Source organism: Burkholderia sp. AU39826 (genome assembly GCF_020419965.1).
Classification (GTDB): domain Bacteria; phylum Pseudomonadota; class Gammaproteobacteria; order Burkholderiales; family Burkholderiaceae; genus Burkholderia; species Burkholderia semiarida.
This window is the reverse complement of sequence record NZ_JAIZQG010000033.1, coordinates 1-22,201: the sequence shown is the minus strand read 5'-3', so window position 1 is coordinate 22,201 and position 22,201 is coordinate 1. Positions and strand designations below refer to the sequence as shown.

Annotated in this window: 13 protein-coding genes; 4 read left to right on the top strand and 9 right to left on the bottom strand. The window is 69.0% G+C overall.

Going from position 1 to position 22,201, the window contains the following annotated elements; genetic code table 11:
* Positions 1 to 21: 21 nt before the first annotated feature.
* Genes LGM42_RS31690 through LGM42_RS31675 form a run of 4 tightly spaced genes read right to left on the bottom strand, consistent with a single transcriptional unit; the run spans position 22 to position 3,834 of the window.
* Positions 22 to 789: an ABC transporter permease gene (locus LGM42_RS31690; RefSeq protein WP_226234291.1), complete on the bottom strand. Its 768-nt coding sequence runs from the start codon at positions 787 to 789 to the stop codon at positions 22 to 24.
* Positions 786 to 1,739, bottom strand: a complete 954-nt coding sequence (locus tag LGM42_RS31685; protein ID WP_226234290.1) for an ABC transporter ATP-binding protein — start codon at positions 1,737 to 1,739, stop codon at positions 786 to 788. Before LGM42_RS31685 ends, LGM42_RS31690 begins: the two co-directional genes overlap by 4 nt.
* On the bottom strand, positions 1,736 to 2,914 hold the full coding sequence (locus LGM42_RS31680) for an ABC transporter permease (protein ID WP_226234289.1): 1,179 nt from the start codon (positions 2,912 to 2,914) through the stop codon (positions 1,736 to 1,738). The genes LGM42_RS31685 and LGM42_RS31680 overlap by 4 nt, the downstream gene beginning before the upstream one ends.
* Entirely contained in the window at positions 2,911 to 3,834 is a 924-nt protein-coding gene (locus LGM42_RS31675; protein ID WP_226234288.1) for an ABC transporter substrate-binding protein, read from the bottom strand. The genes LGM42_RS31680 and LGM42_RS31675 overlap by 4 nt, the downstream gene beginning before the upstream one ends.
* Positions 3,835 to 4,000: 166 nt before the next feature.
* On the opposite strand from LGM42_RS31675, the gene LGM42_RS31670 reads away from it, so the two are divergent.
* Positions 4,001 to 4,930: a 2-hydroxyacid dehydrogenase gene (locus LGM42_RS31670; protein ID WP_124658480.1), complete on the top strand. Its 930-nt coding sequence runs from the start codon at positions 4,001 to 4,003 to the stop codon at positions 4,928 to 4,930.
* Between the two features lie 234 nt (positions 4,931 to 5,164).
* On the opposite strand, the gene LGM42_RS31665 is transcribed toward LGM42_RS31670, so the two are convergent.
* Positions 5,165 to 7,135, bottom strand: coding sequence for a Xaa-Pro dipeptidyl-peptidase (locus LGM42_RS31665; RefSeq protein ID WP_060314110.1), 1,971 nt, complete (start codon positions 7,133 to 7,135; stop codon positions 5,165 to 5,167).
* 553 nt (positions 7,136 to 7,688) lie between these two features.
* Here LGM42_RS31665 and LGM42_RS31660 point away from each other — a divergent pair.
* Positions 7,689 to 8,501 (top strand): hypothetical protein, encoded by an 813-nt coding sequence (locus LGM42_RS31660; RefSeq protein WP_226234287.1) that lies wholly within the window; start codon positions 7,689 to 7,691, stop codon positions 8,499 to 8,501.
* Positions 8,502 to 8,527: 26 nt separating this feature from the next.
* On the opposite strand, the gene LGM42_RS31655 is transcribed toward LGM42_RS31660, so the two are convergent.
* Positions 8,528 to 9,796 (bottom strand): lipoprotein-releasing ABC transporter permease subunit, encoded by a 1,269-nt coding sequence (locus LGM42_RS31655; RefSeq protein WP_226234286.1) that lies wholly within the window; start codon positions 9,794 to 9,796, stop codon positions 8,528 to 8,530.
* Between the two features lie 302 nt (positions 9,797 to 10,098).
* Between LGM42_RS31655 and LGM42_RS31650 the strand changes: the two genes are divergently transcribed.
* On the top strand, positions 10,099 to 16,095 hold the full coding sequence (locus LGM42_RS31650; protein WP_226234285.1) for an MG2 domain-containing protein: 5,997 nt from the start codon (positions 10,099 to 10,101) through the stop codon (positions 16,093 to 16,095).
* Positions 16,096 to 16,149: 54 nt separating this feature from the next.
* Positions 16,150 to 18,573 (top strand): penicillin-binding protein 1C, encoded by a 2,424-nt coding sequence (gene pbpC, locus LGM42_RS31645; RefSeq protein ID WP_226234284.1) that lies wholly within the window; start codon positions 16,150 to 16,152, stop codon positions 18,571 to 18,573.
* Between the two features lie 21 nt (positions 18,574 to 18,594).
* Here the strand turns inward: pbpC and LGM42_RS31640 are convergent, their stop codons facing one another.
* The 3 genes from LGM42_RS31640 to LGM42_RS31630 all read right to left on the bottom strand — a co-directional run.
* Positions 18,595 to 20,001 (bottom strand): methyl-accepting chemotaxis protein, encoded by a 1,407-nt coding sequence (locus LGM42_RS31640; RefSeq protein ID WP_059575353.1) that lies wholly within the window; start codon positions 19,999 to 20,001, stop codon positions 18,595 to 18,597.
* A gap of 228 nt (positions 20,002 to 20,229) precedes the next feature.
* The gene (locus LGM42_RS31635) at positions 20,230 to 21,300 is read right to left on the bottom strand and encodes a porin (RefSeq protein ID WP_059575351.1); all 1,071 of its coding nucleotides are present in this window, start codon (positions 21,298 to 21,300) and stop codon (positions 20,230 to 20,232) included.
* 212 nt (positions 21,301 to 21,512) lie between these two features.
* Positions 21,513 to 22,201: AMP-binding enzyme (locus LGM42_RS31630; protein WP_226234283.1), on the bottom strand; the 689-nt coding region annotated here is incomplete at its 5' end.

Below are 22,201 nucleotides of genomic sequence, written 5' to 3'. Positions count from 1 at the left end.
CGAAACATTCCGCAACGGTTTCTAGGCGCGCCGCGCGCTCGCCGCCCGCGCAACCGCGCCGATCGCATCGCTGACGAGCACCGCGAGCAAGCCGACGATCACGCCGCCTTGCAGCACGAACGCCGTATTCGACGTCTGCAGGCCCGCGATGATCACGTCGCCGAGCCCGCGCGCGGCGACCGTCGAGCCGATCGTCGCGGTGCCGAGATTGATCACGACCGCCAGGCGGATGCCGTTGACGATCACCGGGAACGCGAGCGGCAGCTCGACGGATACCAGTTGCTGCCACCCGCTCATCCCCATTCCGCGCGCGGCGTCGACGACGTCGCGCGGCACATCCTCGAGCCCCGCGATCGTGCTTTCGAAAACCGGCAGGAGCCCGTACAGCACGAGCGCGATCAGCACGGGTTTCAAGCCGAAACCGACGGCCGGCACGGCCAGCGCGAGCACGGCAACCGGCGGGAAGGTCTGGCCGATGTCGACGACGCTGCGCGCGACCGGCAGGAAATCCGCGCCGAACGGCCGCGTGACCGCGATGCCGGCCGCGACCGCGACGATCGTGCCGATCAAGCTCGACAGCGCGACCGTGCCGAGATGCGCGAGCGTGAGATCGAGCAGGCTCGCGCGATCGTAGATCACCGGCGCGCCGTTGTCCGCGAACGGCGCGAACAGACCCTGCAGCCACGCGGGGCGCAACAGCAGCACGAGCAGCAGCGCGAGCGCGGCCGCACGGGCGACGTACGCGGGGAGCGAAGACCGCTTGGGCCGCACGCTGCTGCGCATCGTCATGCGGGCTTCCTCGCATGCGAGCGGATCGCGTCGAGCGTGATGCGGCGAGGGCCGTGTGCGTGACGGTTGCCGTCGGCCGTATCGTCGACGGGCAGCGCATCGACACCGCGCCACAACAATTCGGATACCGCATCGCGCAGCGTGCGCGTCGCCGCGATCGGTTCGCCGTCGGCGTGGCCGGCTTCGGCCACCGTGTCGATCGGCGTCAACGCGAGCAGGCGCAGCGGCCGATCGACGCCCGCGACGAGCTGTTCGACGACACCCGCCGCCGGCTTGCCGAGAATCTCGGCCGGCGTCGCGACCTGCAGCAGCCGGCCGCCGTCCATCACCGCGATCGTGTCGCCGAGCTTCAGCGCTTCCTCGATATCGTGCGTGACGATCACGACCGTGATGCCGAGGCGGCGCTGCAGCGCGAACAGGTCGTCCTGCGCCTTGTTGCGGATGATCGGGTCGAGCGCGCCGAACGGTTCGTCCATCAGCAGCATCGCGGGCTCGGCGGCGAGTGCGCGCGCCACGCCGACGCGTTGCTGCTGGCCGCCCGACAGTTCGTGCGGCAGCTTGCCTGCGAACTCGGCCGGCGCGAGGTGGAACAGATCGAGCAGTTCGTTCACGCGCGCGTCGATGCGCTCGGCCGGCCAGCCGAGCAGGCGCGGCACGGTCGCGATGTTGCGCGCGACGCTCCAGTGCGGAAACAGCCCGTGCCCCTGGATCGCGTAGCCGATGCCGCGCCGCAACTGTTCGGGCGCGACGCTCGCCGTATCGACGCCGTCGATGCGGATCGTGCCGCTGGTCGGTGCGATCAGCCGGTTGATCATGCGCAGGAGCGTCGACTTGCCGCTGCCCGATGCGCCGACGAGCGCGGTGATCGTGCCGCGCTGCACCTTCAGCGATACGTCGTCGACGGCGACCACGTCGCCGAAGCGTTTGCCGACCCGCTCTATCTCGATCATCCTGCACGTCCCTTCGCGAGCGACGTCGCGGCTTCGAACACGACGGCGGCCGCCAGTGCGAGCGCGATCGTCGGGATCGCGCCGAGCAGCACGAGATCGGCGGCCGATTGCCCAATCCCCTGGAAGATGAAGGTGCCGAATCCGCCGCCGCCGATCAGCGCGGCCACCGCGGTCAGGCCGATGTTCTGCACGAGCACGATCCGCACGCCGCTGAGGATCACCGGCAGCGCGAGCACGAGATCGACGCGCAGCAGCCGCTGCATACGTGTCATGCCCATTGCGCGTGCCGCTTCGGTCACGTGCGGCGGCACCTGTTCGAGCCCGACCACGACGCTCGATGCGATCGGCAGCAGCGAGTAGAGGAACAGCGCGAATACGGCCGGCGCGACGCCGATGCCGCGGATGCCGAGCGCGGCCGCGAGCGGCACGTGCGCGGCGAGCAGGCCGAGCGGCGCCATCATCAGCCCGTACATCGCGATGCTGGGGATCGTCTGCACGACATTGAGCACGGGCATCGCGATCGTGCGCACCGTCGCGATGCGCGCGCAGGCGATGCCGAGCGGCACGCCCGCGACGAGCGCGGCGGCGACCGAGCCGCCGGCGAGCGATACGTGACGGATCGCTTCGCGCCAGAAATCGTCGCTGCGCACCGCGTATTCGCGCATCACCGAGAGGCCGTCCCACCAGCCGCTCGCGAGCGGCACCGAAACCGCCGCGATCGCGACGGCGAGCGCGGCGAGCCGCCGCCACGGGCCGAACGCGAGGCGCGCGAGCGCGTCGGCGATGAGCACTGCCCACGCGAACAGCAGCAGCCAGACGCCGGCGTCGGGCGACACGCGGGCCAGCATGTCGTCGGGCGCGACGACGTGCGCCGCGGCCGCGCCGATCGCGTACGCGAGCGTCGCGAGCCCCGCGCAGCCGGCCGCGAGCCGCCACGCGGGACGGCTCGCCGTCATCACCCACAGCGCGCCGACGGTCCACAGCGCGGCGAGCGCGGCGCCCTGCATGGCGGGCAGCGCGGCGAACACCGACAGCCCGGTGCCGGCCGCGATCCGGTTCGGCCGCAGCACCGCGAACGACAGGCCGAACACCGCGACGAGCGTGAGTACACCGATCAGGACACCAACCTTGTCGAGCGTGATGCGCCGCGCGGACGCCGCCGCGCGGCCCGTCATTTCACGAAACCCTTCGCTTTCAGATAGCTTTTCGCGACGCCGGCGGCCGGCTCGCCGTTGAGCTGGATGCGGGCGTTCAGCGATTGCAGCGTCTTCAGGTCGAGGCTCGCGAACACGGGCTTCAGCAAGTCGGCGATCTGCGGATGCGCTTTCAGCACGGCTTCCCGGATCACCGGCGCCGGCGCGTAGACGGGCTGCACGTGCTTGTCGTCGTCGAGCACCGCGAGGCCGCTCGACGCGATGCCGCCGTCGGTGCCGTAGACCATCGCGGCGTTCACACCGTCGGTCTGGTTCGCGGCGGCCTTGATCGTCGCGGCCGTGTCGCCGCCGGACAGCACGACGAGCTGCTCCGGCTTCAGCTTGAAGCCGTACGCCTTCTCGAACGACGGCAGCGCCGACGCGCTGTTCGCGAATTCGGCCGAAGCCGCGAGCTTCACCTTGCCGCCGCCGGCCACCCACTTGCCGAAGTCGGAGAAGGTCTTCAGGTGCTGCGACTGCGCGACGGGCGCGAGCAGCGCGACGCCCCACGTGTTGTTCGCGGGCGCCGGTGCGAGCCACACGAGATGGTTCGCCGCGTAGTCGAGCTTCCTGGCGGTGTCGTAGCCTTGGCTCGCGTTCTTCCATACCGGGTCGTCGGCCTTGTTGAAGAAGAACGCGGCGTTGCCCGTGTATTCGGGGTAGATGTCGATCTCGCCGCTCGTGAGCGCCTTGCGCACGATCGGCGTCGTGCCGAGCGCGATCTTTTCGGTGACGGGAACGCCGTGGGCCTTCAGCACCTGTGAAATGAGGTTGCCGAGCAGGTTGCCTTCGGTGTCGATCTTCGACGACACCACGACGGGCGTGTCGGCATGCGCGCCGGGCGCGACGATCGCGGCGGCGAACGCGAGGCCCAGGATCCGGGCGGGCAGGGCGAGCTTCATCGGGGCCAATCTCCAGGACGGGGGCGTACGCCGAAAGTTACTTGACTGAGCCGGCTTTGGCAAACCGCGTGCGGCCGCGTGCCCACAGACGGTGTGGGGATAACCCGCATCCATTGTGCGGGCTTGTTACACTGAAATTCACTCCCGCCTGCGGACATTTGCTGACATGAAGCCCGAGCTGCTGGTCCTCATCGCGCTGCGCGGCGACGCGCATCGCGAGATCGCCGCGTCGTTCGACGTGCGTTACGCGCCGACTCCCGATGCGCGCGAACGCGCGATCGCCGAGCACGGCAGCACGATCCGAGCGGTGCTGACCAACGGCAGCACGGGGTTGAGCGCCGCCGAGATCGACCGGCTGCCGCGCGTGACGTTCGTCAGCGCGCTCGGCGCGGGCTACGAACACATCGACGTCGTGCATGCGAAGGCGCGCGGCATCACGGTGGTGACGGGCGCCGGCACCAACGACGATTGCGTCGCCGATCACGCGTTCGCACTGCTGCTGGCGGCGGTGCGCAACGTCGTGCAGCTCGATGCGAAAACCCGCGCGGGCGTGTGGCGCGACGAGCTGTCGATGCCGCCGAACGTGTCGGGCAAGAAGCTCGGCATCGTCGGGCTAGGCAAGATCGGCGAGAAGTGCGCGCGTCGCGCGGCCGGCTTCGACATCGAGATCGGTTATCACAACCGCTCGGAGAAGCCGGTGCCGTACCGCTATTTCGACCGGGTCGACGCACTCGCGCAGTGGGCCGATTTCCTGATCGTCGCGACGCCGGGCGGTGCAGGCACGCGGCATCTGATCGATCGCGCGGTGCTCGATGCGCTCGGCCCCGGCGGTTTTCTCGTCAACGTGTCGCGCGGCAGCGTTGTCGATACCGCTGCTTTGGCAGACGCGTTGCGTGAACGGCGCATCGCGGGCGCGGGGCTTGACGTGTATGAAGGCGAACCGGCGCCGCCGCGTGCGCTGACCGATCTCGACAGCGTCGTGCTCACGCCGCACATGGGCGGCTGGTCGCCCGAGGCGCTCGATCGTTCGGTGCGGCAGTTTCTCGACAACGCGGCGCGGCATTTCGCGGGGCAGCCGGTGTTGACGCCGGTGTGATCGCCGGGCGGCGGCATCGAATCAGTCCGCCCGCTTGCAGAATTCCCGATAGAAATCCGGCGGGTTCGCCGGCCTGTCGGCATCGAGATCGATCCGGCCGAACGGGTTGTGCTCGTCGCTCAGCACGATTTCGCGACGATCGGCCTGGCACGCCCTTCATGTAGCGATCCCCGCCCGCATCGACGGGCATGCAGGCGGGGGAGGCGGTGCGCTACGCCGGCAGCGGGCGCACGATTACGCGCCCGTCGACGGCGAAGCCAGCGGCACCGTCACCGACGTGCCGGCCGGATCGAGCGTCAGGCCCGTGCCCGGCGTCGGCCGCAGCGTCGCCTCGTAGTCGCTGGAGAGGACGACGAGCCCCAGCCGGTGGCCGGCTTCCAGCTTGTAGTCGCGCGGCATGAACGTCAGCTTCAGGTCGTACGGCATGCCGGGCAGCACGGGCTGCGACACCCACTCGGACAGCCGGTTGCGCGGGTCGGTCCATGCGCGTGTGACGATCGTCGCCGTGCCGTCCGGTGCGCGGTCGACCAGCAGCGCCGTCACGTTCGCCACGCCCGTGAAGGTCAGCCTGACGCGCGCGGTCGCCGTGCCGGACAGGCGTGCCGCGGCCGTCAGCGGGGCCGTCTCGAAGCGGCTGCGGTTTTCGCCCGTCGCCGTGTTCGCCAGCGTCAGCGCGGGAATGCGCGCATCGTCGGTGAAGCGCGCGAGCGGGCCGCCGGTCGGCTGCCGCAGCAGCGTGCCGGTGCTCGCGCCGTCGCCGCCGGCGAAGTACGTGACCGGCGTCGCGCGACGCGCGGCCCAGTCGGCTTCCTTCAGCAGCGAGCCGTCGGCCTGCGCGATCACCGCGCGCGGATCGTGCTCGACGCCGTTGTCGTAGCCGATCAGGTAGCGCGTGAACCAGCGGTTCACCTCGGCGGTCCACGCGTCGGCCATCCCCGGCACGCGGGTCGGATCGGTGTGCTTCAGTCGATGCAGCCACAGCTGGGTCGGCACGCCCTGGCGCCGCATCGCCAGATACCACGACGTCGACTGGTCTACGCGCACGTTGTCGTCGGTCAGCCCTTGCGCGACGAGCGCCGGCGCGACCGCGAACGCGGTCGGAATGTCGCGCGCGGCCCAGAACGGCGAATAGTCGCCGGTCTTGCGGTCTTCCTGCTGCAGCGCTTCGTCGATCAGGTGCGTGCAGCGCTCCGGATGCGCGTTCGTCAGCAGCGCCTTGATGTACACGTCGACATCCTCGCCCTGATAGCCTTCCGGCGCGCGCACGAGGCCGCCCGAGCGGTAGTAGCCGTACATGTTCGACAGCCCGGCGATCGGCACGATCGCGTCGAGCCCGCGCGTGCGCAGGCTCGCGACCATCTTCGGCAGCGTGCCGTCGTACGACACGCCGTACATGCCGACGTGGCCGGTCGACCAGTTCGCGACGACCGTCTTGCCGTTCGCGTCCTTCGCGGTCGCGTCGCGGCCGAGCCAGCGGATCACCGACGCCATCGCGACCGATTCGTCGCGCGTGAGGATCGTCGGGCAGCCGTCCGAGCCGGCGGTGCCGAGCGAATCCGCATAGACGATCGTGAAGCCGCGCGGCACGAAGTAGCTCTCGATCCACGAGCGGCCGGCGGCCGCCGCCTCGACTTGCTGCAGCATCCGGGTTTGCGGTGCGGCGGCCAGGATGCGCGTGGACGCCGATGCCGCGGCGCCGGCGGTCGCGGCCGGATGCGGGGTGCCGTCGAGTTCGACGTCGACGTCGTGGTTGGGGCTGTCGGCGAGCCCCGCGTAATACGGGCTCGCGAGCACGATGACCGGCGTGCGCGCGCCGTTCGCGGTCTCGGCCGGCCGCACGATGCGCACGTGGATGCGGTCGCGCGTGCCGTCGCCGTCGGAATCGACCGGCGTGTCGACCCACGCGTTCTCCTCGATCGTGCCGCCCGACAGCGACGGCTGCACCTGGCCGTTGCTGATCACCGGCTTGTAGCGTCCGCCGCTCGCCGGATTCGCGTACGGGACGCCGGACGGTGAAAAGCGCGACGCGAGCGATTGCGTATTGGACTGATCGGCCGCGGCGGCGGCCCCCTCCTGTTGGCCCTGTGCGAGCGCTGACACGCCCGCCACGCTACCGCCGTCGTCACCGCCGCACGCGGCGAGCGTCGCGGCCGCCACGAGCGCGGGCAGCCACGCGCGCCGGAATCCGGTTCGATGAATGTTCATTGCAGCGACCTCGTCTCTTGTGATTGTGTGGAACCGGTCGGCTCGCGATACGCCCCCTGCGGCCTGGCCGGGTACTGCATCGGATGAAGCGGAACTGCACCATCAAAAACGGCGGGCGAGACGGAAGGGGATCTCGCCCGATGCCGGCGTGCGTCAGGCGGCGCGCATCCGGCTGGCGTCGAGGCGAGCGCGTCGCCCCGAGCGGAATGCGTCAGTGCGGCGGTTCGATACGAAAGCAGGAGTGCGAATCAAACAGAAGCATGCCCGAGCTCCCTTCAGGTTTCGGATGAAACGGAACGGCACGATGCGAAGAGGCGGAAATGTTGCGAACGGCGGTGCTGCAACGGCAGGAAAGCGCGACGCGATCCGGCACGCTGTTGGCCGGGATTGCTTTCCGGAAGCTTGCGCAAAAGTTATCTCAGTGAAATGCGCGTGTCAAACTTTTTTAGCTTAAGTCAAACAAAGTTTCTGTATGCGTGTGGCCGGCGACCTCAACTTCCATGGAATCCGTCCGTAAACAGCAAAAAACAGGCTGAAAACGAGAGAGAGGGCAATGACGATTCCAGTCACGGCGGCGGGCGACCTGTCGCTCGCGCAAATGGCGCAGGCGGTGCTCGACGGGCGCCAGGCATCGGACACGACTGCGTCCGGCGCGTCGCCAGACGAGCCGATCGGCGTTCGGGCAGTCGATCCGCAGGCGATGCAGGCGGCGCTGGCGAAACAGTTGTCGATGGTGGGCGACCTGACGATGAAGCTGCGCGGCGTCACCGACGCGCTCGCGACGAGCCTGCAGGACATCGTCGCGAAGCGCCCCGATCTGGCCGACGCGCCATTCGACTTCGTGACCGACGACGGCCGGATCAAGGTCGTATCGAAGACGCTGACCGACAGCGATCGCGCGTGGGTCGAATCGACGCTGAACGCGAACGCCGGCCTTGTGCTCGCGACGCGCGATTTTCACGAGCAGGCGGTCGATATCGCCGCGCAAGGCGCGGCCGTGCGCGGCGACACGTTCGCGGACAGCGAGCGCGCGGCGGCCAGTCAGGGCGCCGATGCGCGCTTTCATTTCATGAGCCTGCTCAACCGGTCGGTCGCGGACAATCCGCCGCCCGTGCCGCCGGGCGGGCACTTCACCACGCAGGACGGCACGACGCTGCAGATCGAGCCGTCGGCCGGCACCGCGCGCGGCACGCTCGCGCTGCTGAATACCGCGCGCCAGTTGTCGTCGGGCGCGGCGATCTTCGTCGACTCATCCGGCAAGAAGTCCTACGGGATGCGCGCGGAACTCGTCAACGTCGGCTTCGTCGTGCTCGCCGCCTACGCGCCGGACGGCGGCAACAGCGTCGGTTTCCACGAGATCGCGTAACGCCGCGCCAATCGAGCCGCTCGCGGCTACTCGTCGCGCAGCGCGTCGGCCGGCCGCACGCGCGCGGCGCGCCAGCTCGGGTACAGCGTCGCGACGCACGACATCAGGAACGCGGCCGATGCGATCTCGATCACGTCGAGCGCCGACAGCTTCGACGGCAGCGCGCTGAGGAAATAGACGGACGGTGTCAGGAAGCGGATGCCGAGCAACTGCTCGATCGCCGGCAGCACCACCGGGATGCTTACCGCGATCGCGCAGCCGAGCGCGACGCCCGCCAGCGTGCCGGCGAGGCCGATCGTCATCCCCTGGATCGCGAAGATCTTCATGATCGAGCGGGGCGGCGCGCCGAGCGTGCGCAGGATCGCGATGTCGCCCTGCTTCTGCGTGACCGTCATCACGAGCGACGACACGAGGTTGAACGCGGCGACCGCGACGATCAGCATCAGGATCAGCGACAGCATCCGCTTCTGCAGCCGCTCGGCTTCGAACCACGTGCGGTTCTGCCGCGTCCAGTCGCGGATGTACAGGTTGCCCGACAGCGTGCGCGACAGCGCGAGCGCGATCTCCGGCGCGCGCTGCAGATCGTCGATGCGCAACCGGATGCCGGTCGGCGCGCTCACGTTGGACAGTTGCTGCGCGTCGCGGATGTGAATGTACGCGAGCGCGCTGTCGTACTGGTAGTGGCCGGACTCGAACGTGCCGACCACGTTGAACTGGCGGAACCGCGGCAGCGCGTCGCCGAGGCGAGCGGTGTTGCCGGGTGCGAAGAACGTGATGCGGTCGCCGATCTTCACGTGCAGCGCGTCGGCGAGCGCGGCGCCGAGCACGATGCCCATCTCGCCCGGCACGAGCGCGTCGAGGCGCCCGGTCTTCAGCTTGCGCGCGATCTCGGACACGCGCGGCTCAAGCACCGGATCGATCCCGCGCAGCGCGACGCCCGTCACGTTGCCTGCGTTCGTCAGCAGCGCCTGTGCGTCGACATAGGGCGCGACGGCGCGCACCGAAGCATTCTGTAACGATTCGTGCGCGGTCAGCCGCCAGTCGGGCATCGCGCCGGCCGGCGAAAAGATTTCCACGTGCGCGAGCACCGACAGCATCCGGTCGCGCACCTCGGTGCGAAAGCCGTTCATCACCGACAGCACGACGATCAGCGCGGCCACGCCGAGCGCGATGCCGGCCATCGCGGCGCCGGCGATGAACGACACGAAGCCGTCGCCGGCCGAGCGCCGGCCGCCGCGCGCGTAGCGCAGCCCGATCTGCCATTCGAACGGGAGTTTCAAGCGGTTTCCTTTCATTTCGGTTCGATCCTGCCGAGCCGCGCATTCTAGCGAACGCGGCGCGACCGTGTGCAAAGGTCGGGCGGCGGCCTGGAATTCGCCCGGCGCGACCCCGCGTGGCCCGACCGGCCGGTCATCGGCCGGCGTTGCGCGCCGGCACACCGCTGTTTCCATCGTTTCGGGTCTGATCGATAATGGCGCCCAGCATCCGGTCGATACCAAGTACTCACGGCGCAACCGGGCCGCGCCGTCACAAGACCCATAACGATTCGGGGAAGGTTGCCGCTTGGGCAGCATGTCCTTGACAAGGAAATAACAAAATGGATTTGCTGCGTTTCCTGCTGCTCCTGCCGATTCGCGTGGCGGGCTTCGTCTGTTGGCTGCTCGGCTGCGCGCTGCGGCCGCTGGTCGGCGACGTGTCGTGGACGGCGCCTGCGTGGATGGGCGTCACCGCCGCGGCCGTGCGCCGCCGCCCGTGGCATGCCGGCGGCATCGTGCTGCTCGCGGCCGCGCTCGGTTATGGCGGCTACTGGTTCAAGCATCGCCCGAAGCCGCCCGAGCCCGAAACCGTCGGCTTCACCGTGAAGGCGCCGGCGATCACGACCTACGAGGTCGACGACTCCGACAAGCCGAAGATCACCGTGCATCCGCTCGAGGTGGCGTTCTCGCGATCGGCCGCGCCGATCGAACAGGTCGGCAAGCCGGCCGGCGACGGCATCGAGATGACGCCCGCGCTGAAGGGCGCGTGGGAGTGGGTCGACGACAAGACGTTGCGCTTCACGCCGGCGGCCGACTGGCCGGTCGGCGCGCACGTCGAGGTGCGCTTCGCCGTGCATCGCGTGTTCGCGCCGCAGGTAACGATGCACGACGACCGTTTCGCGTTCGACGTGCCGGCGTTCGCAGCGACGTTCGGCGACAACCAGTTCTACCAGAACCCCGACAATCCGGCGGAGAAGCAGGCGCTGTTGCAGTTGCGTTTCAACTACCCGGTCGATCCGGCCGAGTTCGAGAAGCGCATCGGCCTGGTGCTGGTCGGCCGCGACGGCAAGACCGTGTCGCCGCTGCGTTACACCGTCAACTACGACAAGATGAAGACGAGCGCGTGGGTCTACTCGCAGCCGCTCGAGATTCCGCGCGATCCGCTGACGGCACGGCTCGACGTCGACAAGGGCGTGAAGAGCGCGCGCGGCGGCAACGGCACGCCCGACATGCTGCACGCATCGGTCGGCGTGCCGGGGCTGTACAGCCTGACGATCGACAACATCGCGCCGACGCTCGTCGACAACGAGCGCTACGAGCCCGAGCAGGTGCTCGTCGCCGAAACCTCCGACGGCGTGCGCGACGCCGAGCTGGCCGCCCGCGCGAAGGCGTGGGTGCTGCCCAAGCGCAAGCCGGGCGTCGAGCAGGCGGACGACGATCCGCCGTACGAATGGAACGTGGCCGACATCAGCGACGCGGTGTTGAAGCAGTCGAAGCCGCTGCCGCTCGAAGCGGTGCCGACCGAGAACGACTACGCGACGCTGCAGAGCTTCAAGTACCGCGCGACGCCGGGCGAGCGCGTCGTCGTGCGGTTCGAGGGCGACCTGAGATCGGCGGGCGGCTACCGGCTCGGCGCGCCGGTGACGAACGCGTTCACGGTGCCCGATTATCCGAAGCTGCTGCGCTTCATGGCCGACGGCTCGCTGCTGTCGATGAGCGGCAGCAAGCGGCTGTCGGTCGTGTCGCGCAACCTGCCGGGCATGAAGGTCGAGATCGGCCGCGTGCTGCCCGACCAGATCCAGCATCTCGTGAGCTTCAACAACGGCACGTACGCGCGGCCCGAGCTGTCGTATTCGTTCAGCGAGGATCACATCGTCGAGCGTTTCGTGCAGACCCGTGCGTTCCCGGCCGGCGACCCCGGCCGAGCCCATTACGAAGGCATCGACCTCGGCCAGTACCTGAAGGGCGACAAGCGCGGCGTGTTCCTGCTGCATCTGTCGAAGTACGATCCGGCGGCCGAGAAGAAGAAAGCCGACGATGCGAAGGACGGCGATTCGGCGTCCGGCGACGGCGGCCAGGATTCATCCGACAACGCCGATTCGGGCGACAGCGGCGGCAACGGCGACGACAGCGACAACGCACTCGGCGACACGCGCCTGATCGTCGTGACCGATCTCGGGATGCTGGTCAAGAAGGCGCTGGACGGCAGCCAGGACGTGTTCATCCAGTCGATTCGCACCGGCAAACCGGTTGCTGGCGCAACCGTGTCGGTGCTCGCGGTGAACGGCCAGGCGTTGTTCACGCAGACGACCGGCGCCGACGGCGTCGTGCATTTCCCCGCGTTCAAGGGGCTCGACCGCGAGAAGCGTCCGCAACTGTATGTCGTGAAGAAGGACACCGATCTGTCGTTCCTGCCGGTGGCCGGCCGCGATCGTCAGCTCGACTTCTCGCGCTTCGACGTCGACGGCGAGCGCAACGCGACGGGCCAGGGGCAACTGTCCGCGTACCTGTTCTCGGATCGCGGGCTGTACCGGCCCGGCGATCCGTTCCATATCGGCCTGATCGTGCGCGCGGCGAGCTGGGCGCGCAGCCCGGCCGGCGTGCCGCTGCAGGCGGAGATCGTCGACCCGCGCGGGATGACCGTCGAGCGCAAGCCCGTGATGGTCGACGCGACGGGCTTCACCGAGCTCGGCTACACGACCGCCGAAACGGCACCGACCGGTACGTGGACCGTCAACCTGTATATCGTCAAGGACGGCCAGCCGGGCGCCGAGCCGATCGGCAGCACGACGGTGCAGGTGAAGGAATTCCTGCCCGACCGGATGAAGGTCGACGCGAAGCTGTCGCAGCAGGTCGTCGAAGGATGGGTGAGGCCGAAGGGGCTGAAGGGCCTCGTCGATGCGCAGAACCTGTTCGGCACGCCGGCTGAAAAACGCCGCGTCGCGGCGACGCTGACGCTGCGCCCCGTGTGGCCGTCGTTCCGCAGTTGGCAGGGTTATCACTTCTTCGACGCGCGCCGCGCGAAGGAGGGCTACACGACCGCGCTGCAGGACGGCACGACCGACGACAAGGGCCATGCCGAGTTCGACCTCGATCTCGACAAGTACGCGGACGCGACCTACCAGCTCTACTTCCAGGCGAAGGCGTACGAAGCGGAAGGCGGGCGCAACGTCGCCGCGAACGCGCAGACGCTCGTGTCGAACAACGACTGGCTCGTCGGCTACAAGTCGGTCGACGATCTCGGGTACGTGAAGCGCGGCAGCCCGCGCACGGTGCGGCTCGTCGCGATCGATCCGGGCGCGAAGGCGATCGACGTGAAGGACCTGCGCGCGCAGCTCGTCGAGCAGCGCTACGTGTCGGTGCTGACCAGGCAGGATTCCGGCGCGTACAAATACGATTCGCGCTTGAAGGAAGTACCGGTCGACGAGAAGCCGCTGTCGATTCCGGCAGCCGGGCTCGACTACGCGCTGCGCACCGACAAGCCGGGCAGCTACGCGCTCGTGATCCGCCGCGCCGATGGCGCCGCGGTGAACCGGATCGAGTATTCGGTCACGGGCGCCGCGAACGTCACGCGTTCGCTCGATCGTAACGCGGAGCTTCAGGTGAGCCTCGCGAAGCACGACTTCAAGCCGGGCGAGCAGGTGGAAATCGCGATCCGTGCGCCTTACGCGGGCAGCGGCCTGATCACGATCGAGCGCGACAAGGTGTATGCGCACGCGTGGTTCCACGCGGACACGACGAGCTCGATCCAGCACATCACGGTGCCGGCCGGCTTCGAGGGCAACGGCTACATCAACGTGCAAACCATCCGCGATCCGTCGTCGGACGAGATCTTCATGAGCCCGCTGAGCTACGGCGTCGTGCCGTTCTCGGTGAACCTCGACGCGCGCCGCAACGCGGTGACCGTCGATGCGCCGGCGCTCGTGAAGCCGGGCGATACCGTCAATTTCGTCGTGCATTCGGCGAAGCCGGCGAAGGTCGTCGTGTTCGCGGTCGACGAGGGCATCCTGCAGGTCGCGCGCTACAAGCTCGGCGATCCGCTGAAGTTCTTCTTCCGCAAGCGGATGCTCGAAGTCGGCACGTCGCAGATCCTCGACCTGATCCTGCCGGACTTCGAGAAGCTGATGGCGATGGCCGCGCCCGGCGGCGACGCCGACGATGCGATCGGCCGCCAGCTGAACCCGTTCAAGCGCAAGCGCGACAAGCCGGTCGTCTACTGGTCGGGGATCGTCGACGTGAACGGCGACACGCGCCTGAGCTACACGGTGCCCGACTATTTCAACGGGAAGCTGCGCGTGATGGCCGTGTCGGTGTCGCCGGACCTGGTCGGCACGTTCGAAGGCGCGACGACGGTACGCGGCGATTTCGTGCTGTCGCCGAACGTGCCGACGACGCTCGCGCCCGGCGACGAGGCCGACGTCAGCGTCGGCGTCGCGAACAACCTGACGGGCGTCGGCAACCAGCCGGTGCCGGTCGCGGTCACGCTGAAGACGGGCCCGCAGTTGCAGGTGATCGGGCCGGCGACGCAGAACGTCGCGCTCGCGCCGCAGCACGAAGGCGTCGCGCTGTTCCGCGTGAAGGCGACCGACACGCTTGGCTCGGGCGCGCTGTCGTTCGGCGCGCGCTACGGCGCGAAGGGCGCGCAGCAGCGGGTCGACGTGTCGGTGCGGCCGGCCGCCGCGTTCCGCACGCAGCTCGACATCGCGCGGCTCGAGCCGGGCAGGAAGGCGAGCGTGCCGAACCTGCGATCGATGTACGACGCGTATGCGTCGCGCGACGCGAGCATCTCGACCGCGCCGCTGGTGCTGTCCGAAGGGCTGTCGTCGTATCTCGTCAACTTCGAGCACGCGTGCAGCGAGCAGATGGTGAGCGCGGCCGTACCGCGCATGTTCGCGGCGAAGTGGCTGTCGGTGCGCGCGCTGACGAGCGCGATGCATGCGCCCGAAGCCGGCGCCGATGCAGCCAACGCGAGCGCGATCGCGCAATTCCTCGGCGTGCTGCGCGGCCGGCAGAACGCGCAGGGCGGCTTCGGCCTGTGGAGCGCGACGCCCGATGCCGATCCGTTCGTGTCCGCGTATGCGATGCACGTGCTGCTCGATGCGCGCGAGCGCGGCGTCGCGGTGCCGAAGGACATGCTCGATGCGGGCAATGCGTACTTGCAGCGGCTCGCCGCGAACGATTCGCTCGGCTCGCTCGACCTGCTGCGGCAGCGCGCGTACGCGGTGTACCTGCTCACGCGCCAGGGCAACGTGACGACCAACAACCTCGCGGCCGTGCAGAAGCGGCTGCAGGCGGCCTATCCGAACGACTGGAAGAACGATCTCGCGGCGGCGTGGCTCGCCGCGTCGTATCAGTTGCTGAAGCAGGACAAGGAGGCCGCCGCGCTGATCGCGGGCCCGCAGGCGTTGCTCGAACGCAAGCGCGCGTCCGGCGGGGACGATTCGACCGGCTACTACATCGATCCGCTGACGCGCGATGCGAGCGTGCTGTACCTGCTCGCGAAGCACTTCCCGGAGCGCGTGCGCAAGCTGTCGCCGCGCGCGATGGACAACCTCGCCGCGCCGCTCGTCGACAACCGCTACAACACGCTGTCGTCGGCGATGACGATTCTCGCGCTCGACGCGTACGCGGCATCGAACGCAGGGCAGCTCGACCAGCTCGCGATCAATGAGGTACGCGCGGGCGCCGCGCCGAAGGACGTATCGTCGATCCAGGCGAACCTCGTGCGCTCGGGCACATGGTCGGCCGGCGCATCGCGGGTCGACTTCGTGAACGGCAGCGCGTTGCCGGCGTGGTGGGTCGCGAGCCAGTCGGGCTACGACCGCGGCACGTCGACGAAGGCGATCAAGAACGGGCTGGAAATCGTGCGCGACTACACGGATACGGACGGCAAGCCGCTCGCCAGGATCACGCTCGGCCAGGAGATCGACGTGCACCTGAAGATTCGCGCGACCGGTTCGGCGAACATCGGCAACGTCGCGATCGTCGACTTGCTGCCGGGCGGCTTCGATCCGGTGATCGCGCCGCCGCCCGTGACCGATACGGAGGACGGCAACGGCGACGGCAGTGCGTCGGCGCCGGTGGCCGATGCGCCGTGGCATTCGCCGATCGGCGTGAAAGGCTCGACGTGGCAGCCGCAGTTCGCCGATATCCGCGAGGATCGCGTGGTGGTCTACGGCACCGCGACGACCGACGTGCGGGAGTTCGTCTACCGGATCAAGGCGAGCAACGCGGGTCGCTTCATTGCGCCGCCGGCCTACGGCGAATCGATGTACGACCGCCGCGTGCAGGCGCAGGCGCCGGGCGGCGCGGCGCTGACGGTGGAGCGCGTGCGATGACGAGGCGGCCGCACCGGCGTGGCAGGCCGCGCAGGTCGCCAGGAGCGGCCGGCCGTGGCTGACGCATCCGTGCTCCGGCGCGCGCTGCGCGGCGCCGGCCGCTGGCTGCATCGCTGGCAGAACTGGCTCGTCGGCGCATTGCTCGTGTTCGGCGCGCTGGCCGCGTGCCGGCTATGGCCGCATCCGCCGCTGCGCGACTGGAAACCGTCATCGGTCGCGGTGACGGACGCGCGGGGCCGGTTGCTGCGCCTGACGCTCGCGAAGGACGACCGCTACCGGCTGTGGGTGCCGCTCGAGCGGATGTCGCCGCAGCTTGTCGAAGCCGTGATGCTGCACGAGGACCGATGGTTCCGGTGGCATCCGGGTTTCAACCCGTACGGTCTGGCGCGCGGCGCATGGATCACCTACGTGCGCGGCGGCAATCCGCAGGGCGGCTCGACGCTGACGATGCAGCTCGCGCGCTCGCTGTGGAAGCTGAACACGCGCACGCCGGCCGGCAAGCTCGAGCAGGTCGCGCGCGCGGTGCAGCTCGAACTGTTCTACTCGAAGCGGCAGATTCTCGAAGCGTATCTGAACGACGCGCCGTACGGCCGCAACGTCGAAGGCGCGGGCACCGCGAGCGTCGTCTATTTCGACCGGATGCCCGACGCGCTGACGCTGCCCGAAGCGCTCGCGCTCGCGGTGATTCCGCAGGACCCGGCGCGGCGCGTGCGCGGCGGGCAGGACGCGATCAACCGGGCGCTGGCCGCGTCGCGCAACCGGCTGTATGCGCGCTGGCTGACGGCGCATCCGGGCGATGCATCGCTCGAGCCGCTGTTCGCGTTGCCGCTGGCGATGCGGCCGTTGTCCGCGCTCCCGTTCGATGCGCCGCACGCGGTCGATCAGGCGCTCGCCGCGCGCAGCGCGTGGCGCACGACGTCGAGCGGTGCGGCGGACGATGGCAACCGCGACAGCGATGGCGGCGCGCGGCTCGCGACGACCGTCGATCTCGACCTGCAACGCATGCTCGAACGGCAGATTTCACGTTATGTCGCGCGCAACGATACGCGCGGCGTGCGCAATGCGGCGGCCATCCTCGTCGATACGCGCGACATGGGCGTGAAGGCGCTGGTCGGCTCCGCGAACTTCTTCGACCGGACGATCGACGGGCAGGTGAACGGCACGCTTGCGCGGCGCTCGCCGGGCTCGACGCTCAAGCCGTTCATCTACGCGCTCGGCTTCGACCAGGGCGTGCTGCATCCGCAGACCGTGCTGCGCGACGTGCCGACCGCGTTCGGACCGTATGCGCCGGAGAATTTCGACGGTCATTTCCTCGGGCCGATCACGGCGACCGATGCGCTGAACCGCAGCCGCAACGTGCCGGCCGTGTGGGTCGCGTCGCAGCTCAAGTCGCCCGACCTGTACCGGTTCCTGCAGGACGCCGGCGTGCGCCGGCTCGCGAGCGCGCGGCACTACGGGCTCGCGCTCGTGCTCGGCGGCGGCGAAGTGACGATGCAGGATCTCGCGGCGCTGTATGCGATGCTCGCGAACCGCGGCGAGTTCCGGCCGCTGCGGCTGCGCGCGGACGAGCCGGCGCTGCCCGGCCGGCGCCTGCTGAGCGCCGAGGCGAGCTACATGACGATGGACATGCTGCGCCAGCACCTGCGTCCCGACGAGACGAGCGGCGCGCAGCCATCGAGCGTGCCCGTGTACTGGAAGACCGGTACGTCGTGGTCGTTCCGCGATGCGTGGACGGCCGGCGTGTTCGGCCCGTACGTGCTGGTCGTGTGGGTCGGCAATTTCGACAATTCGACCAATACCGCGTTCGTCGGTGTCGATGCGGCCGCGCCGCTGTTCTTCCAGGTCGTCGATGCGATGAACGCGGAACGCACGCTCGTCGAGCCGCCGCGCTCGGTGCCGCCGCGGCTGAAGCGCGTGCGCGTTTGCCTCGCGAGCGGCGATCTCCCGAACGAGTGGTGTCCGCAGCAGGGCTGGACGTGGTTCATTCCGGGCACGTCGCCGATTCGGGTGAGCACCGTGCACCGGCCCGTCGTGATCGACGACGCGACGGGGAAGGCTGCGTGCCCGCCGTACGACGGCAAGCGCACGCATACGGAGATCTTCGAGTTCTGGCCGTCGGATTTGCAGCAGGTGTTCGCGCAGGCCGGCATTCCGCGCCGGCGGCCGCCGCAGAATGCGGATTGTCGCGATGCCGGGCAGGTCGAAGGCGATCCGCCGCGCATCACGTCGCCGCTGCGCGGCAGTACGTATGCGATGCGCGTGAAGACCGCCGACGACACGCGCATCGCGTTCAACGCGACCGCCGATGCGAGCGCGCATGCGCTGTACTGGTTCGTCAACGACGCGTACGTCGGCCGCAGTGTGCCCGGCGATGCGCTGTTCTGGCAGCCGCGCACGGCCGGCAGCTATACGGTGCGGGTGGTCGACGATCACGGGCGCAGCGACCAGCGGCCGTTGGGCGTGGGGCTGGAGCAGTAGGCGCGGCCCGCTTGCGCCGGTTCAGACGCTGTAGCCGATCCGCAGGACGCCCCATGGCCGTCCGCCGACGACGATCGGCGCGGACACGTCCTTCATCAGCGCGAACTGGCCGTTGCCCATGTCGCGCCGATAGGTTTGCAACAGGAACGGCTTGTCGTGCGACACGGACATGCGCGCCGTCCGGTCCGTGTAGATCCGGCGATTCCGTGAGTTCGCCGCGTTCCAGGCGGCGTCCGCGCGCTGCGGCAGCGAAAACTTCCGGTTGTGGGTCGGCAGGTAGCACTGCCGGTCGAAACTCGCGCAGTAGACGATCCGTTCGTCGAGATCGAGCACCGGTTCCTGGATGGCCGGCAGCACGCGATCGGTGAACGCCGTGAAGCGCGTCATGAACTGCTGCGGGTCGGTGCCCGGAATCGGTTCGTAGTGCGTGTCGAAGAGCGCGTCGAGCGCGATATCGCCGCGGCCGACCGCGTCCTCGAAGAGCTTGCTGATCGCGGCGGCCGTGCTCCGCGCGGTGTCGATCAGGCGCGTGTCGGGCGATTCGATGCCGGTCGCGGCCGTGAGCTCGATCAGCGTTTCGGAAACGGAGAGCAGGTTGCCGAGCCGGTCCTTGGCCTGCGAGAAATTGTCGGCCGAGTTCTCGACGCCGGACGCCATCTCGCCCACCTGCTCGTCCAGACGGTGGCACTGCGCCTCGATCTCGTCCGTCAGCGATGCGATCTGTTCGGCCTCGCCCGCGAGCTCGGTGATCGCGTGCCCGGTTGCGTGCACGACCTCGCCGATCGTGCGGGTGCCCTCGCGCACGCGGTGCGCGCGGGCGGCGTTGTCGGTGCCTTCCGCGAGCAGGTGCTCGGTCTGCTCGGCGAGCCGCGCGAGCGTCGTCTCGATCTGGGCCGTGGCCTGCCCGGTCTTCGCGGACAGGTTCTTGACCTCGGCCGCGACGACCGCGAAGCTGCGGCCGGATTCGCCGGCGCGCGCGGCCTCGATCGCGGCGTTCAGCGCGAGCAGGTGAGTCTGTCGGGCGATCACCGAGATCTCCTCGGAGACGGCTCGCACGTGATCGAGCGCGTCGCGCAGCGCGCCCATCTGGTCGCTGATCGTGGTGACGCCCTCGACGAGGCCGTGAATGTCGGCGAGCGACGCCTCGATCGTCTGCTGCGACTGCCGGACCGCGTTCGATGCGTTGGCGCTGACGTCGCGCACCTGCTGCGCGGCCTCGGCGATCCGGTGGTTGCCGCGCAGCGTGAGGGCGGCCGATTCGCGCAGCGTGTGGCAGACCTCCGCCTGCCGGGCGACGCGGGCCGCGACTTCCTCGACGTGGCCCGATACGTCGCAGATCTCGATGCCGAGCCGGCCTGCCTGCTCGGCGATGTCGCCGACGAGCGCGCGCGACGAACGGCGGCCGCGGCCGATTCCGAAGAAGTTCACGTTGGTGGGTCTCCTTGAGGACACGCGCGCGGGGTTCCCGGCGGATGTTGGGTATGCGTTCCTGACTTGACGGCCGTACGGCCGCGGACTTGAGGTCGGGTAAACATCGAGATCGGCGTGCCGGATGGCGGGACCGGCGCCGGGAGGGGCGCGTTTGCGCCACGTTCGCGCGACGTTTCCGTGGCCGGACGGACGGCGCGTGGTGGCCGCCCGTCCTCGGGGGCTGTATCAGAACACGTGGTGGATGCCGGCGTTGACGCCGACCGTCGTGCCCGGCAACCCGTACAACGCGCCGCCCGTGATGCCGAGGCCCGTATTCATCGCGCCGTGGTTGTTGACCACGCCGACCTGCGCATACAGGCCCGTTCGTTTCGACAGGCTGTAGTCGGCGCCGACCGCGGCAAGCAGCGAATGGTTGTGCGAATCGTTGCGGTCGGTCGTGTACCACGCGCCGGTGTTCAGGTCGAGGGCCGGCGTGACGCGATAGTCGAGGCCGGCGCTGTACACGTTGTTGCTGAACGAACCGGCGACCTTGTAGCTCGTGAACGACGCCTTGCCGGTCACCGGCCCGAACGTGTAGGCGGCGCCGATCGTGCGGCCGACGAACGCGACCGTGCTCGGCACCGGCGTCGGGGACGTGCCGCCGTTGCCGTCGTAGAGCGCCGCGTTGAGCATGAAGCCGCCGTTCGTATAGGTAAGGCTGCCGGAATACTGGCGTCCCGCCTGGAAGTCGCCGGCCTTGCCGCCGAAGCCGAACATCGCGCTGGCCGTCAGCCCGGCGATCGTCGGGCTCGTGTACGAAATCGCGTTCGGGTTGAAGAGGCCCGTGACGAGCACGTTGTCGACGTACGGCACCAGCGCGGCGCCGAAGTGCGAGACGTTGCGCGGATCCGATCCGAGTATCGCGAGCACGAATGGCGAGAACTGCAGGCCGACCTTCGTTTCGCCGAAGCCGCCGTCGATCCCGACCCACGCCTGGCGGCCGAAGAAGTTGCCGTTCGAATGGCCGAACGCGCCGTCCGTGATGTTGAAGCCGCTCTCCAGCTTGAATCTCGCGTGCAGCCCGCCGCCGAGATCCTCGGTACCCGTGATGCCGAAGTTGGTCGGGGTCATGCCCGTGTCGGTCAGCGCGAATTGACGTCCGGCGTTGCCGCCGGTTGCCGAATCGAGCGATCGACTCGTATAGAGCAACGCGGCGTCGAGGTCGCCGTACAGCGTGACGCTGCTCTGCGCGAAACTGCTCGTGCTGGCGGCCGCGCCGAACAGCGCCGCGCAAATCGTCCATGTCCTGCTCTTCATCGTCTGTCTCCGTTTTGTGAGTGTTGTAATACGTACGACTAATTGAAAAGGCGGCGAAAGCGATGCGAGCCGCCTGCATGCCGTGCCGTCGGGGAACGCACGGCGATGCCTGTCGCCGGCGCGAAGGCGGCCGCGAGCCCGGCGTGGGAAACGGGATCGCGGCCGTGCCGCGGCGCCGCGTTGAAGCGATACGCCCGCCGTGGCGGGCGATGTCACATCGAGCGGTTCAACTGCTCGAGGATGGCCGGATTCTCGAGCGTGGACGTATCCTGCGTGATCGCCTCGCCCTTCGCGAGCGAGCGCAAGAGGCGCCGCATGATCTTGCCCGAGCGCGTCTTCGGCAGGTTGTCGCCGAAGCGGATGTCCTTCGGCTTCGCGATCGGCCCGATCTGCTTGCCGACCCAGTCGCGCAGCGCCTTCGCGAGCGCCGCCGCTTCGTCGCCTTCCGGACGCGAACGCTTCAGCACCACGAATGCCACGACCGCCTCGCCCGTCGTGTCGTCCGGGCGGCCGACCACCGCCGCCTCCGCAACCAGCTCATGCGACACCAGCGCCGATTCGATCTCCATCGTGCCGAGCCGGTGGCCCGATACGTTCAGCACGTCATCGATCCGGCCCATGATCGTGAAGTAGCCGGTCTCCTTGTCGCGCACGGTGCCGTCGCCGGCCAGATAAAGCGTGCCGCCGAGTTCTTCCGGGTAGTAACTCTTCTTGAAGCGCTCCGGGTCGCCCCAGATCGTGCGGATCATCGCGGGCCACGGACGCTTGACGACGAGAATCCCGCCTTGCCCGTTCGGCACGTCCTGGCCCGTCTCGTCGACCACCGCGGCCATGATGCCCGGCAACGGCAGCGTGCACGAACCCGGTACGGTCGGCGTCGCGCCCGGCAGCGGCGTGATCA

What these genes read in the sequence shown, in the direction of transcription:
- LGM42_RS31655 (WP_226234286.1), bottom strand. Translation starts at nt 9,796, where the DNA reads ATGAAAGGAAACCGCTTGAAACTCCCGTTCGAATGGCAGATCGGGCTG.
- LGM42_RS31685 (WP_226234290.1), bottom strand. Translation starts at nt 1,739, where the DNA reads ATGATCGAGATAGAGCGGGTCGGCAAACGCTTCGGCGACGTGGTCGCC.
- LGM42_RS31690 (WP_226234291.1), bottom strand. Translation starts at nt 789, where the DNA reads ATGACGATGCGCAGCAGCGTGCGGCCCAAGCGGTCTTCGCTCCCCGCG.
- LGM42_RS31660 (WP_226234287.1), top strand. Translation starts at nt 7,689, where the DNA reads ATGACGATTCCAGTCACGGCGGCGGGCGACCTGTCGCTCGCGCAAATG.
- LGM42_RS31665 (WP_060314110.1), bottom strand. Translation starts at nt 7,135, where the DNA reads ATGAACATTCATCGAACCGGATTCCGGCGCGCGTGGCTGCCCGCGCTC.
- LGM42_RS31650 (WP_226234285.1), top strand. Translation starts at nt 10,099, where the DNA reads ATGGATTTGCTGCGTTTCCTGCTGCTCCTGCCGATTCGCGTGGCGGGC.
- LGM42_RS31670 (WP_124658480.1), top strand. Translation starts at nt 4,001, where the DNA reads ATGAAGCCCGAGCTGCTGGTCCTCATCGCGCTGCGCGGCGACGCGCAT.
- LGM42_RS31680 (WP_226234289.1), bottom strand. Translation starts at nt 2,914, where the DNA reads ATGACGGGCCGCGCGGCGGCGTCCGCGCGGCGCATCACGCTCGACAAG.
- LGM42_RS31675 (WP_226234288.1), bottom strand. Translation starts at nt 3,834, where the DNA reads ATGAAGCTCGCCCTGCCCGCCCGGATCCTGGGCCTCGCGTTCGCCGCC.
- LGM42_RS31635 (WP_059575351.1), bottom strand. Translation starts at nt 21,300, where the DNA reads ATGAAGAGCAGGACATGGACGATTTGCGCGGCGCTGTTCGGCGCGGCC.